The organism is Agarivorans sp., from assembly GCF_050295395.1.
In the GTDB taxonomy this organism is placed as follows: Bacteria; Pseudomonadota; Gammaproteobacteria; order Enterobacterales; family Celerinatantimonadaceae; genus Agarivorans.
Map to the genome: position 1 here is coordinate 14,449 of NZ_JBNKPP010000122.1, position 13,238 is coordinate 27,686.

Here is a 13,238-nt window from a genome sequence, read left to right on the forward strand (position 1 = left end):
GGGCTGGCGCGGGCAATGCCCTATTAGCGGCTCTCCAAATAAGGTGAATATATAAACTAAACCATTTAAATAGAGACTAAAAACGTACCTTACAGCTACCCCTTTACTGTTGCGCCACTTTTCTGTTTGACTTCATCAAAAAATGCGTCAATCGAGTCTTTTAGGGCAAGCTTTGCTAACTGTGTACGAGAAAAATGAGCAGTGAACTCAGTCAGAGGCATCCACTTCGCATAACTTTCGCTGTATAGCTTTCTTCCTGTTTCTAATTCAGTTGCTTGTAGTTCAATCGCTGCTCCTCCTCTATCAAGAGGTAAGAACACTAGAAGGGTTGAAACCGTATTTAAAAATGGGCTTACCGTTTCAATACGGGTAATCTGTGCCTGAATAATCAGATGCTTATCTTCAAGTTGCTTATTTTTTTCGCTCAGTAAGTCCGTCACATAGTTTTCTATCTCAGCTTTTTCTTCGGTTGACAGGTCATTGGTGATTAGATGCCACCGAACCTTTGCTTCTTTTACAGACTCGCCATTTGAAGCACTATTGAAGCCATAATCAGTTGGCTGCATTGTTGAACAAGCGACAAGGCTAGTTAACATAAGCGCTAGCGATGTCGACCGATAAAAAAAATTTAGTTTTAATCTCGTTGTCATAAGTATCTCCGTACGCATTACAATAACTTAAATAAGGCTCTGGCTAAGGGCTCTTCTAGGACTAGGAACAACAAGCCTGGTGGGGTAGCCCATGCGAAAACAAAATGTCGGCTTCCAGTTCTTATCACCAATCAAACTGAATAAACGCTTTTCAGCCAAATTGGGGAGTGAGAGCTGACGCTGGCGATCTATCCATTCAATTGGCTGATTCATCGGGTGCATTGAAATGCCTGCTTTGGCGGCCATCAAATGAAGTCTCTGCCAAACCCTGCCCACCGCCAGATTCTCGGATTTACTGTATCGTTCATGAATGGAAATTAAGCCCAAAGCAGGAGCTGAGGCTAAATGCGACTCTTTAGTGGCCTTTTCCCAAAAACGGTGTCCCTCTTGAGGGCTTGGGTCCGGAAAAATCTTTGCTAAAGCGCAAATCGTAGGGGAAAGACCTGCAGCGTCGAGATTAGGACCATCCCGATATAGTTGAACATGCTCATTACTTGTTCTAAACCAGTGATGGCTATCCATCACCATCTCCTCATCCTCAACAATGGCATGTGTGGCATCATTCATCAGCGAATCAACCGAATCCCGAGCGGTACCCTCCGTAAAGATGTTAAGGCGACAACCATACGAACGACATTCAGCATAGAATGCCTGAATAAGATCAGTGGGGATGGCTCTATTAGCTTCATAGGGGTTACGATCGGTATGCCGTTTAGGAATACTTTGATAGAGAGCAGATTGTTCGGCAACTCCTAGCTTAAAAAGTACAGTCGCCACCTTTTCCATACCTTTAAGCTCAGGTTTTTTGGGTAGTATTCCTTGCTCTGGAATTACAGTGGAGTCATAACCATGAGCCTTAGCAGCAAGGGTCATATTCTCAATTGCACAGCCCAAACCAATTTGCATCTCGCGGCGAAAGGGATCAACGCTGCCCAAGTGCCTTCCTTTGTCGGCAAACACCTCGACCGAATGCTGATTAACTCTAAACAACCAAGGCTGTGTGTTATGCGGGTTAGCCGCTAATATTGCCATTTGAATGGTTGCTAGCGGGAATGTCATTGGGTCAGTTTTCCATGACTCCCACGGCTCATAAGCCGGACCATCGAATGGCGAAAAGATATCTTCTTGTAGCGCGCGATAAACCAGACCGCCTGCTAACGCAATAGCAACCCCACTTGCAACTTGCAGGCTTCTTTTTAACATGGTTCTTCGACTTAACGTTGACTGAGCCTCTCTTGCTGTCATCTTTCTTCTCCACTTCAAAGTCACCAATCGGTGACATGCGAGGTAAAAAAATAGGCTTTATGCTAAATTAAAGCCTTGCAAATCTTCTTCATCATATCTGTCAAACGGTGCCATCCCTCATCCTGAGTGATATCTATACCGTTGAAGACGCGGATATTCTCGCTACGAGCCGCCAGATAATTTGTGCATGCTGAGAAAATTGTAACGAGTGCTTCAATATCAACTGCGTAGTTGGCAGCTTCTTGTTTACTACGCCAAATCTGTTCGAATAAATCGCTACCTAATTTCTCTCTTACCTTCTCCAGATGCGCTGTCAGCTCATTTCTTTCCACCATTTCCCATGCGAGAATCTGCAAAGTGAGTGGCCGACGACGAATACCAGCGACATAGTTACACATTAATTGCCCCAACTGTTCGTCCAGGGGACGAGTCTGAAACCCAGCTAAATCGTCGCCAAGCAGCTCTTTGACCGAGGGCCAAAAATCACCTTGTTCTGCATAGGCTTTAATGAGTCCGGACAAGCCATCAAAGTAGCGATAGATAAGCACTTTATCCAAACTCGCTTCGCGTGCAATAGCATTCACGCCCAATTTTTTAAAACCATCTCGGGCTAATACTCGCCCAGCTGCGTCCACCAAGCGTTGCTCGGTCTCTCTTCTATCTCTAGCCATATTTTATTCTTAGGTTGCAAACTAATAATTATGTCACCCATGAGTGACAAAATATGTCACCAAGAGGTGACTTGTCAATAGAAATATTTAATGGACGATGAATAAAAGGTAAAGCGAACGAAGAGGCTCAAAATTCATTAGAAAGAACTTTTCGTTTTGTTATTACAGCACTTAGAAAAAAGTATGAACCTATCCGGCTTTACGCGATCGGAGCTCTTCACTACAGTTTCAGGCTGAGCTTAGCCGCCACACGCCTCAATCGCCGCCTTAAACTTAGCATTTAGCTGCTGCAATTCACTTTTTGACTCACCGTTGATCCACAAGGCATCAATGGTTTCATATTCGCGGGTATACCAAGTATCGCCGTCATCGGTATGTTTTTCATAGGCAAACACATATAAGTCATCGCTTTTGATCCGGTCTATCGAAAAAGTAAAAATCAGCATGCCGCGGTAAGTCTTCTTCCATTCAGACTCAATGATCTCGCCAATATCCAGTTCCCCTAAATCGACACGAAAAGTTTGTTCTTCATAGGGTACTAGCGCGTAATAATCGTCGCGTTTGGCCTCTCGCTCAGTAGACTTAGTCACCACCACTTCACAGGGGTTATTAGCATCGTCGATCTTAATCGAATATTCTTCCTCGTAGCTCATCTTACGAATGTCGCCGTCGGTAAAGGCGTAATAAGTCTCTTCAAAACTCCCTAAGGCTTTAACAAATTCACTCACCACTTCTTTAGTAGACTTAGTTTTCACCTTCGGCGCTGGCTTCTCTGCGGTATAAGTGCCTTTATTGTAAACGCCGGAGTTAGCCTCAAAATAACCTTGCAAGGTTACCTCTTGATGAGTGCCATCCACCTCAGCATTACCGCAAACACGAGCATAACCAGTGATTCTGGCGCGGCTACCATGCACCTTGGCATTACCACAGACCACCGAACGGCCTAAAATTCGGGCCGACTTTGTTACCGAAGAAAAACCACAAATGGCGGCATTTTTCCCCACCCAAATGTCATCGGTTACGTCAGCATCATGAGAAATAAAGCCGCCATCACTGGGGTTTTTAGAATGACGGTCATTGGTATAAAAATAACCTTCTTCACCGGGGCATTTAGATGAAGTGGCAGCCAATACCGGAGTGGTTAAAACAATAGAAACAACAATCAACAAAAAACGCATAGCTTCCCCTCTTGCGTCTAATAAAAATCACGCCAAACCCAGCACAGCTTTACTTATCTTCCCTGAGAGAGCCGAATAGAATAATTGGGTGGCACTAACGCTCCATTAAGCGCAGTTAACACTTGGATCCACCTACAATAGCGGGAATAGTTAAACATCAGCCGGTTTTGGTCAACGGCTCTAGGGAACAAATGGGTGATTTTTTGATTTTAGGCGCTTTTATCTGAAAAAATAGCCAAACACGGCTCTGTTTAAGCTAACAACAAGGCGGGAAGATGTGTTTGGGTTTCCCTGTCGCGCCACCCAGCATGCAGCAAACCGCAAGTGCTATGCGCCTAGCGGTGAATATCACCCTGATGAGCCAGACTCTGGTCATTTCGCTACTCAAAGATGATATTACCAGTTTATCCGCGCATATTGGCATCAAAGTAAACTTAACCATGCCAAGGCTCAGCCAGCTAGCCACTAAACTTCTACCTCACTGTCCATGCCACTATGTTCATAACAAGATTTACCCGATTGTTCGGCTAAGTCCCATTTCTGTTTGGCTTCTAATATTTGTGGTAAAGAATTATGGAAAATCTCCACCAAGTGTGGGTCAAAATGACTGCCTGCCTCGGCTTCAATGGTGGCAATCGCTCGCTCAATTGGCCAAGCGTCTTTATACGGGCGTTTCTTAGTGAGCGCATCAAATACGTCGGCAATGGCGACGATGCGTGCCGACTGGGGAATATCTTCTCCCTTCAAACCTTTGGGGTAGCCGCTACCGTCCCATTTTTCATGATGATAACGCGCAATTTCTGCCGCTAAGCTAAATAAGGGGTTTTTACTCATACTAAGAATTTTATAGCCAATTTCAGTATGGGTTTTCATGATTACCCACTCCTGATGGCTCAGTTGCCTAGGCGCTTTAAGAATGGTATCGGAAATACCAATTTTTCCGGTATCGTGCATCGGTGCCGCCATTTCTAAACGTTCGGCTAACTCTTCATCCCAACCGGCACCTTCGGCAATAATTCTGGCATAAGCGGCCATTCGCCAAATATGCGCGCCGGTATCGGTATCGTTGTAATGCCCCGCTTCACCTAACATAAACATCGCGGCTTTTTGGTTATCTTCCAATTCCCGAGCGTGTACTAAAGACAAGTGGGTTTGTACTCGGCGTAATACGATGGGTGCCGATACTGGCTTTTGAATGTAATCCACTGCGCCCACATCAAAGCCCATGGCTTCATCTTCCACTTCACTCATGGCACTAACAAAAATCACCGGTATTTTTTGGGTTGAAGGTAGCTCTTTTAAAGTGCGGCACACTTTATAACCGTCCATATCTGGCATCATAATGTCGAGCAAAATAATATCAGGACTATGCTTGAGCGCGGCATCAATCGCTCTGCTGCCATTGTTGGCAAACAGCAATTGGTATTTATCGGCCAAGATCTGTTTTAACACATTCAAATTATTTGGCTCATCGTCCACTAATAACACCTTGCTGATCATTGTTGTTCTCCCACATTTAAGCCAAGGCTAGAGGCCATTTCTATGGTCTTTTCTCTGGCACTATCAAAGTCATAGGCATTAAGCTCAGCTAACACTGGTGCCACTGCGGCACTGTCTACATATTCCAATAAACGATCGATGATGGGCGAAGCAAGATCGGGGTTTAACTGCTCATACGACAACAACAAGGCATTCACTAATTTCAATACTTCTTGAGCATCAAAGCGCTTCGCGACTACTTCAGTCTGTTCGGGTAGTTCCAATTTATTAATTGCCGCCACCGCAGTAGCGATGGCCTTATCTAAGTCTTTGAGGTCGTTATGCAAGTCACTGAGGATGGAGGTTCTAAAGTGATTATTAATGTGCAGACTAACAGCATAGATGCGATCCAACATTAAATTACCCGACACGCCTTTTAGCGCATGGGCTACATCACGGGCCCGCTCAATACTATAACGATCGCCCTCCAGCAACTTAGCGATATGAGACGCATCTTGTTGATGATCTTTAGCAAACGAATGTAAGGCCGTAGCGTACACAACTGGGTCTCCCCATACGCTAATCGCCTTGCGATAATTAGCTACGGCCTCAACTGGCGAGAAATCCACAAGCGGATGACGGCGCCCTCCCACCCGTTTGATGGTATTAGGCCTGCCTCTATCAACCGGAACAGTTTGCTCCATAGTATCCAACAGCTTAGCAAAATCGATGGGTTTACCTTCTACCGCATCCATTCCTGCATTAGTACAGTTGAGGTGGTCTTCCTGCATAATACTGGCGGTAAGCGCAATAATCGGAATATGCTGGCCGCTTTCTTTCTCTATACGACGAATAATGCGAGTCGCTTCTAAGCCGTCCATCTCAGGCATCATTACATCCATTAAAATTAAATCGAAGTGGCCGTTTTTATATGCGTTTAGCGCTTTTTCGCCGTCGGTAACCCAATCGACTTGGTGTCCTTGCTGCTCTAGCCGCAGTGATACCAGAATGGCGTTTTCTTTAATGTCTTCGGCTAACAACACCGAGAACAAACGTGGAGAATAATACTCTTCACTTTTAGGCTGCCCATTGTCGAATAAAATCTCAGCGCAATCTTTTGAGGCAACCGGTAAACGGCAAGTAAAATGAAATTGGCTGCCTTTTCCTTGCTCGCTTTGCGCCCAAATGGTACCGCCCATTAGGCTCACCAGCTGCTTACAAATAGTGGTACCTAGCCCTGTACCACCATAACGACGCGAGATCGAAATATCGGCCTGACTGAAGGGTTCAAACACCTTATCCAATTGTTCCGCCGACATGCCAATGCCGGTATCACTTACACTAATCAATAGCTGGTCGGCAATATCGGTGGTTTCAACACTCACCTTCACCACCCCCTTATCGGTAAATTTCACCGAATTACCCACGAGGTTAATTAATACCTGACGCAAGCGTAATGGGTCACCAACAAATACCATAGGTAGTTGCGGAGGGTAATCTAATAGCAGTTGCAAGGCCTTTTCGTTGGCTCGGTACTCCAGCATTTGCAGAGCATCCCGAATCACATTCGGCAGATTAAACGCCACAGAGTCAAGGCTGAACTGCTCACTTTCCAGTTTCGACACATCCAGAATATCGTTTAACAAATTCAATAAGGCCTTAGATGAGCTAACAATGGTATTCATGTGCTGAGACAGGCTTTGCGGCAACTGAGGAGATTGCTGCACTAACTCTGAAAAACCAATAATCGCGTTCATCGGAGTGCGGATTTCGTGACTCATATTGGCTAAAAACGCGGCTTTGGTTTTTACCCCTTGCTCGGCAGATTCTTTAGCGATGCGCAAAACTTCTTCGGTGCGTTTTTGCTCGGTGATATCGTGAATAAATACCACAAATAAATGCCGGCCATTTTTTAACTCGCGATGCCCCGATGCGATTAACGCGGCAAACAATGAGCCATTTCGACGTTTAGCTTGTACCTCAATACCTTTAACCATTTCTTGGTTACTGCCAAACTCTAAGTAACGCGCAATATGTTGCTGATAAAGTGCCGCATCCGGTTCGCTCAATAACATGGAAATGGATTGGCCTTTAACCTTTTCGCTTGGCCAAGCAAACAAGGCCTCAGCCGATGGATTAAATACGTCGATGGTGCCGTTTTCATCGATGGTAATCACCCCATTGGCAGCGGTTTTTACAATGGCTTCAACTTCTTCAGTGGCTAGGGCAACCAGTTCTTCCAGCCGTTCACGGTGTTGCAGTAATTCTTTTTCTACGGCTTTTTGCTGTGAGATATCGGTGATGATGCCAACAAACATGGTTTCATCATCCATTTCCATCTCACCCACCGACAGATGAATCGGCACCAATGCGCCATGCTTGGTTTTTGCCACCACTTCGCGACCAGTACCAATAATTTTGGGTGAGCCGGTTTTAAGGTAATTAGATAAATAACTGTCGTGATGGGAATGATCCGGCTCTGGCATTAGAATGTTAACGTTCTTATCCAGCACCTCTTCACGGGTAAAACCAAAAAACTTTTCCGCAGAATTATTGAAAGACTGGATCTGGCCAAACCGATTAATGGTAATAATTGGGTTTACTGCAGTATCTAATACGGCTCGGGATAACTCTTCACTGCGCGATAATTCACGTTCGGTTTGTTTTTGGGAGCTAAGGTCAAGTACCGCCCCGGTAAATAGGGTAATCCCTTCCACTTGCACGTAGTTCACCGCCAACCACATTGGGAAGGTGTGACCATCTTTGTGCAAGCCAAGCAATTCGCGACCACGACCAATAATATGTTCGCTGGCCTCGGCTAAATAACGCTTTAAATAACCATCGTGATGAGAGCGGTGAGGTTCTGGCATCAATATCGAGACATTTTGCCCAATCACTTCACTCGACACATAACCAAAAATACGTTCAGCAACCGAATCAAACGAATGCACCTTACCTGATTCGTCAATGGTAATACTGCCTACCGAATTTTGCAGTTTACGAAAATTCGCCATACTTTCCCGCCAAGCTTATTCGATGCTACCAGTAAGACGCTTTGTGTTCTCACCTTGGTAAAATACACATGTAACTATTATGTAAACAATCAGATAAAGAATAGTAAATATAGTGAGGACTGGGTAGCCCCAAAGCGAATAAAAAGTAATTAATTTCCGGCTAAATCCCTACAAAATGTGTAGGTTTTAAAGGCGCTTACGTGAAAAGAGAAAGAAACAAATGCGCGCAATGCGGGTTTAAAATGAAGCAGGCCGAGTATACACAATATACTCGGCCATTGTTAAACAGCAGGCTTAGCAAGCCAACCTTAGCCAATTAGGCCTAACCATACAGCTGTTAGACCTCATTAGCGCTAACACTTAAGCTTCACTCTCCGCTAGCTTCATTTGCAGCGCATAGGCCGTTTCCGGTGCCATTAAATAACGGTAAACCACCGCCGCCACAATGCCACCAATAAACAAGGCATAGTTAGATAAGGCGTGAACCATAAAGGTAGCCACTATCGATACAATACTGGCCACAGCCAAAGCATAAACACTCTTCATGTTAATGCCCTTCTTATACCAATACAGACCTTGCTCAGACTCGGTATATAAGGAAGGAATATCAATTTTGCCTTTCTTCACTAGGTAGTAGTCAACAATGATAATGCCGTATAGCGGCCCAATCATCGCGGCCAATACGTCAACCGTGTAGTGAATCATTTCAGGGTTATTAAATAGATTCCAAGGTGTGAGCAATACCGAACCAAAAGCGGCGATGAAGCCACCCGCTTTAAAGCTGATTTTTTGTGGTGATACGTTAGAGAAGTCAAACGCGGGGGCTACAAAGTTAGCCACAATGTTAATGCCCACGGTAGCAAAGATGAAGGTTAAAGCACCCAACACGGTGATTAAGCCTGAATCTAAGCGTTTCACAGTTTCTACTGGGTCAGTAATCATTTCACCAAATACTGGAATAGAAGCCGATACGATAATCACACTGAAAGCAGAGAATACGATGAAGTTAAGCGGTAGACCCAAGATATTACCCAACTTCAATTTTTGGTAGCTGCCACAGTAACGAGAGAAGTCACTAAAGTTTAGCGTTGGCCCTGCAAAGTAACCCGCCACTAAAGCCGCGGCTACAAACATTTGAATGCCCGCATCCCAGCCATCTAAGTTTTTAGAACTTAGGTTGAAGCTGATGTTGTCCCAACCGGCTGCGTCGATCATGTACACACACAAAGCAAACATCGCGATATAAATAGCCGGGCCAGACCAGTCAATCACCTTGCGGATCATGTCCATGCCAAACATAAATACAATGCCTTGCAAAATCCACATAGCGATAAAGCCAACCCAACCTAAATAAGACAGACCCACAAAGCTTGAATCTGCTAGCGACTCCATACTAGGGAAGAAGTACAACAACAAAATAATAAACGAGCTAGAGGCTAAGAAGGTTTGAATACCGTACCAAACCACTGCAATTAGGCCGCGGATCACCGCCGGGATGTTGGCCCCAAAGACCCCAAAGGACATGCGCGCCACTACCGGAAAAGGCACCCCGGCCTTTTGCCCCGGCTTACCCATTAAATTAGCAAAAACCAACACAATGCTAATGCCCGCTAACAAGCTAATAAATACTTGAATGCCATTCAGCCCCAAGGCAAATAAACTGGCGGCAAATACATAACCACCCACACTGTGAACATCTGACATCCAAAATGCAAAAATGCTGTACCAGCCCCACTTTTGCTCTTTGTCGGGGAGTAAGTCTGCGTTACTCAATTTCGGACTAATTGGTAATTCCTTTTTCATGGCTCAGTTCCTTTTTCATAAAATTGTATACAATCAAAACAAGTATTGTGCCAAATATAAAAAGCCTTATTTGCCAAGGGCCTATCGACAAGTAGGCTTTATCAATGCAGCAATAGCGCACCAATGTGATCATTTTTCGCGCCAACAAAGTGCATAACAGCAGGCTATACTGGCAGGAACATGCGCAAGCTCTTGTTATCCAAGGGCTAAAAATATAGGGTTATAGGTATACAAATTGCAGGGATAGGTTGTATACAAAAATGAGAGCAATTATGTCCAACGACGAAAAAATATATCAGAAGATGCTAAAAGCCATTGTTGAGCACCAGTTGCCGCCGGGCTCCCGACTTCCTGAAGATAAATTGTCTGAGGCTTTTGGCGTAAGTCGCACTGGCATTCGCAAAGTACTACAACGTTTAGCAATAGAACGCTTCGTGGTGATTCAGCCGAATAAAGGTGCCCAAGTGAATCATCCCAGTCGCCAAGAAGCAGAAGAAGTACTAGACAGCCGAATCATGCTAGAGCCGATGTTGATTCCAGATATCGCCGACAACTGGAACCTAAAAGCCGCCCAACAATTTAGGGCCATGGTGCAACAAGAAAAACAAGCCGAGCAAGACGAACAACTGGCGAAGTCGATTCAACTCACCGCCGACTTCCACATTAAGTTGGCACAAATGGGTAATAACCAAGTATTAGCCGACTTTATTGAACAGCTGTGTTTTCGCTCTTCGTTAGTGATTGCCGCTTACGGCACCAAAGACAGTGTGAGTTGCAACTGTGGCGACCATGCCGAGCTGATCGACTTATTTGACCAACTCAAAGTCAGCGAGGCTCAAGACTGGATGCGCCATCACCTCAGTCATATTAAATCTTCAATTTCGCTGAACGGTAAACAAGACAGTCCGGTGAACTTCAACAGCCTATTTGCAGACGCGGATTAACCCATGAAAATTCAAATAATTAACCCTAACACCTGCCAGGGTATGACCGAGGCCATTGGCCGCTCTGCCGAGGCCGTGAGTTTAAGTGATACCCAAATTATCGCCTGTTCACCCCAGCATGGCCCGCGCAGCATCGAGTGCGCCCTAGATGAAACCATCGCTGCCGCCGCACTACTTGACGAAATCGCCAAGGGACGGGAACAAGGGGTAGATGCCCACATTATTGCCTGCTTTGGTGACCCCGCGCTGGATGCCGCTCGCGAAATAGCTAGCGCCCCAGTGATAGGCGTAGCCGAAGCCGCCTTTAAGTTGGCCAGTATTGTGTCTCACCGTTTTGGCATTGTTACCACCTTGGCACGCACGCTGCCGGCTGCCGAGCACTTGTTGCAGCGCTATGGCTACCAGCACCTATGCTCAGGCGCCAGAGCCGCCGACATTCCAGTGTTAGACCTAGAAGAACTACAGCAAGACACCTTTGAGCAACTAAAAAATGAGTGTTTGGCCGCCATTCAACAAGACGGTGCCGACTCTATTGTATTGGGCTGCGCCGGCATGTCTGAGCTGGCCCAAGAGTTAAGCTCATGCCTTAATGTGCCAGTGATTGATGGCGTAAGTGCCGCGGTGAAACTCGCCGAGAGCTTACACCAGCTAAAACTCTCTACTTCTAAGGGGGGGCAATACGCCGCGCCTATTCAAAAACAATTTATTGGCCGTTACCAACACTGGAGCCGCTAGTAATAAGCAAGGAACAATAAAATGGAACTTAATAACCCACGTGATTACATCGGCTACGGCCGCGATAATGTGCCCGATGCCAACTGGCCGAACAAGGCAAAAATCGCCGTACAATTTGTATTAAACTACGAAGAAGGCGGCGAAAACTGTGTGCTGCACGGCGACCCACATGCCGAAACCTTTCTCTCCGAAATCGCAGGAGCCGAGCCTTACCCAACCCGCCACCTCAGCATGGAATCACTCTATGAATATGGCTCACGCGCCGGCGTATGGCGGGTATTAAACGAATTTAAACAACGCCGATTACCATTAACTATTTTTGGTGTGGCTACCGCGCTACAACGCAACCCCGAAGTAACCAAAGCGCTAATTGAAGACGGCCATGAAATTGCCTGTCACGGCTTGAAGTGGATCCACTATCAAGACATGCCTATTGAGCAAGAGCGCCAGCACATGCAACAGGCTTTGGATATTATTCAAGAGCTCACCGGCAAACGCCCCATAGGTTGGTATACCGGACGCGACTCACCTAATACCCGTAGTTTAGTGGCCGAGCAAGATGGCCTGTTATATGACTCCGACTACTACGGTGACGATCTTCCTTTCTGGACGCAAGTGCCAAAAGCCGGAGCACAGGGCGAAACCCGCCCACATTTGGTGATCCCTTATACTCTAGACACCAATGACATGCGCTTTGCCTCGCCCTACGGCTTTAGCCACGGCGAAGAGTTCTTCCAGTACTTAAAAGAAAACTTTGATTGCCTATATCAAGAAGGTGAGAGCAAGCCGAAGATGATGTCGATTGGCCTCCACTGCCGCATCATTGGTAAACCCAGCCGCTTCATGGCGCTGAAGAAGTTCCTCGACTATGTGCAATCTCATGAAGGTGTATGGGTAGCCACCCGCGAGCAAATTGCCCGTCACTGGATAGAAAATCACCCCGCTAAATAGCTTTTCCCAAGACGCTATGTTGCTTCCCCGTAGCAACATAGCGTCGATCTAAACCCGATACAGCTTGCCTTTCACCACTCATAGCATGGTGTCATGAATCGCCCTACTTAAAGACGCCGGATACATGTCAGCGAACCGATCTTCAATCAGGAGTTGCAAAACACGGGGCGTCCATATATGTCTCAAATAATTCAGTTACTATAAAAATATAATGAAATATAATTGAAATATAATGGACACCCATTATAAAAACAAAACCAACAACAACGCCTTTCTGTGCTAGTTAACCTAGACCAAAGTGAAAAAATCCTAAGTAATTTAACGATGTGAGTTGGTAGCGGGGAGTAGCTTAGCCCTAACCATAAACTAGGCGAGCCAAAGTCTCTGCATGGCTGATGACTAGGTTAAAAGCGAATGAGGGAAATTAAGCGCTATTGAGCGAGCAACGGCATCGGCTTAAGCCGGTGGTGAAATATAATGGACACCCATTATAAAAACAAAACCAACAACAACGCCTTTCTGTGCTAGTTAACCTAGACCAAAGTTAAAAAATCCTAAGTAATTTAAC

The 13,238-nt window shown here is 45.6% G+C and carries 10 protein-coding genes; 3 read left to right on the forward strand and 7 right to left on the reverse strand.

Annotated features, from left to right (window positions below):
* Window positions 1-95: 95 nt before the first annotated feature.
* The 7 genes from ACQY6Q_RS07190 to ACQY6Q_RS07220 all read right to left on the reverse strand — a co-directional run bounded on the left by ACQY6Q_RS07190 (window position 96) and on the right by ACQY6Q_RS07220 (window position 10,040).
* Window positions 96-650, reverse strand: coding sequence for a hypothetical protein (locus ACQY6Q_RS07190; RefSeq protein ID WP_427979602.1), 555 nt, complete (start codon window positions 648-650; stop codon window positions 96-98).
* A 27-nt stretch (window positions 651-677) separates the two neighbouring features.
* Window positions 678-1,895, reverse strand: coding sequence for an Acg family FMN-binding oxidoreductase (locus ACQY6Q_RS07195; RefSeq protein ID WP_427979604.1), 1,218 nt, complete (start codon window positions 1,893-1,895; stop codon window positions 678-680).
* A gap of 62 nt (window positions 1,896-1,957) precedes the next feature.
* Window positions 1,958-2,566 carry a TetR/AcrR family transcriptional regulator gene (locus ACQY6Q_RS07200; RefSeq protein WP_427979607.1) on the reverse strand — a complete coding sequence of 203 codons (609 nt, stop codon included), beginning with the start codon at window positions 2,564-2,566 and terminating at the stop codon, window positions 1,958-1,960.
* Window positions 2,567-2,805: 239 nt separating this feature from the next.
* On the reverse strand, window positions 2,806-3,744 hold the full coding sequence (locus ACQY6Q_RS07205; RefSeq protein ID WP_427979610.1) for a hypothetical protein: 939 nt from the start codon (window positions 3,742-3,744) through the stop codon (window positions 2,806-2,808).
* A 465-nt stretch (window positions 3,745-4,209) separates the two neighbouring features.
* Entirely contained in the window at window positions 4,210-5,244 is a 1,035-nt protein-coding gene (locus tag ACQY6Q_RS07210; RefSeq protein ID WP_427979612.1) for a response regulator, read from the reverse strand.
* Complete coding sequence (locus tag ACQY6Q_RS07215; RefSeq protein WP_427979615.1) at window positions 5,241-8,237, reverse strand: PAS domain S-box protein; 2,997 nt, start codon at window positions 8,235-8,237, stop codon at window positions 5,241-5,243. Before ACQY6Q_RS07215 ends, ACQY6Q_RS07210 begins: the two co-directional genes overlap by 4 nt.
* Before the next feature lie 360 nt (window positions 8,238-8,597).
* Window positions 8,598-10,040 carry an NCS1 family nucleobase:cation symporter-1 gene (locus ACQY6Q_RS07220; RefSeq protein WP_427979617.1) on the reverse strand — a complete coding sequence of 481 codons (1,443 nt, stop codon included), beginning with the start codon at window positions 10,038-10,040 and terminating at the stop codon, window positions 8,598-8,600.
* A 272-nt stretch (window positions 10,041-10,312) separates the two neighbouring features.
* Here ACQY6Q_RS07220 and ACQY6Q_RS07225 point away from each other — a divergent pair, with 272 nt between their 5' ends.
* The 3 genes from ACQY6Q_RS07225 to puuE are packed head-to-tail and all read left to right on the forward strand — an operon-like array spanning window position 10,313 to window position 12,670.
* Window positions 10,313-10,984: a GntR family transcriptional regulator gene (locus tag ACQY6Q_RS07225; protein WP_427979619.1), complete on the forward strand. Its 672-nt coding sequence runs from the start codon at window positions 10,313-10,315 to the stop codon at window positions 10,982-10,984.
* Between the two features lie 3 nt (window positions 10,985-10,987).
* Complete coding sequence (locus ACQY6Q_RS07230; protein ID WP_427979622.1) at window positions 10,988-11,719, forward strand: aspartate/glutamate racemase family protein; 732 nt, start codon at window positions 10,988-10,990, stop codon at window positions 11,717-11,719.
* Between the two features lie 21 nt (window positions 11,720-11,740).
* Complete coding sequence (gene puuE, locus ACQY6Q_RS07235) at window positions 11,741-12,670, forward strand: allantoinase PuuE (protein WP_427979624.1); 930 nt, start codon at window positions 11,741-11,743, stop codon at window positions 12,668-12,670.
* The last annotated feature ends 568 nt before the right edge of the window (window positions 12,671-13,238 follow it).

What these genes read in the sequence shown, in the direction of transcription:
- ACQY6Q_RS07190 (WP_427979602.1), bottom strand. Translation starts at nt 650, where the DNA reads ATGACAACGAGATTAAAACTAAATTTTTTTTATCGGTCGACATCGCTA.
- ACQY6Q_RS07195 (WP_427979604.1), bottom strand. Translation starts at nt 1,895, where the DNA reads ATGACAGCAAGAGAGGCTCAGTCAACGTTAAGTCGAAGAACCATGTTA.
- ACQY6Q_RS07200 (WP_427979607.1), bottom strand. Translation starts at nt 2,566, where the DNA reads ATGGCTAGAGATAGAAGAGAGACCGAGCAACGCTTGGTGGACGCAGCT.
- ACQY6Q_RS07205 (WP_427979610.1), bottom strand. Translation starts at nt 3,744, where the DNA reads ATGCGTTTTTTGTTGATTGTTGTTTCTATTGTTTTAACCACTCCGGTA.
- ACQY6Q_RS07210 (WP_427979612.1), bottom strand. Translation starts at nt 5,244, where the DNA reads ATGATCAGCAAGGTGTTATTAGTGGACGATGAGCCAAATAATTTGAAT.
- ACQY6Q_RS07215 (WP_427979615.1), bottom strand. Translation starts at nt 8,237, where the DNA reads ATGGCGAATTTTCGTAAACTGCAAAATTCGGTAGGCAGTATTACCATT.
- ACQY6Q_RS07220 (WP_427979617.1), bottom strand. Translation starts at nt 10,040, where the DNA reads ATGAAAAAGGAATTACCAATTAGTCCGAAATTGAGTAACGCAGACTTA.
- ACQY6Q_RS07225 (WP_427979619.1), top strand. Translation starts at nt 10,313, where the DNA reads ATGTCCAACGACGAAAAAATATATCAGAAGATGCTAAAAGCCATTGTT.
- ACQY6Q_RS07230 (WP_427979622.1), top strand. Translation starts at nt 10,988, where the DNA reads ATGAAAATTCAAATAATTAACCCTAACACCTGCCAGGGTATGACCGAG.
- puuE (WP_427979624.1), top strand. Translation starts at nt 11,741, where the DNA reads ATGGAACTTAATAACCCACGTGATTACATCGGCTACGGCCGCGATAAT.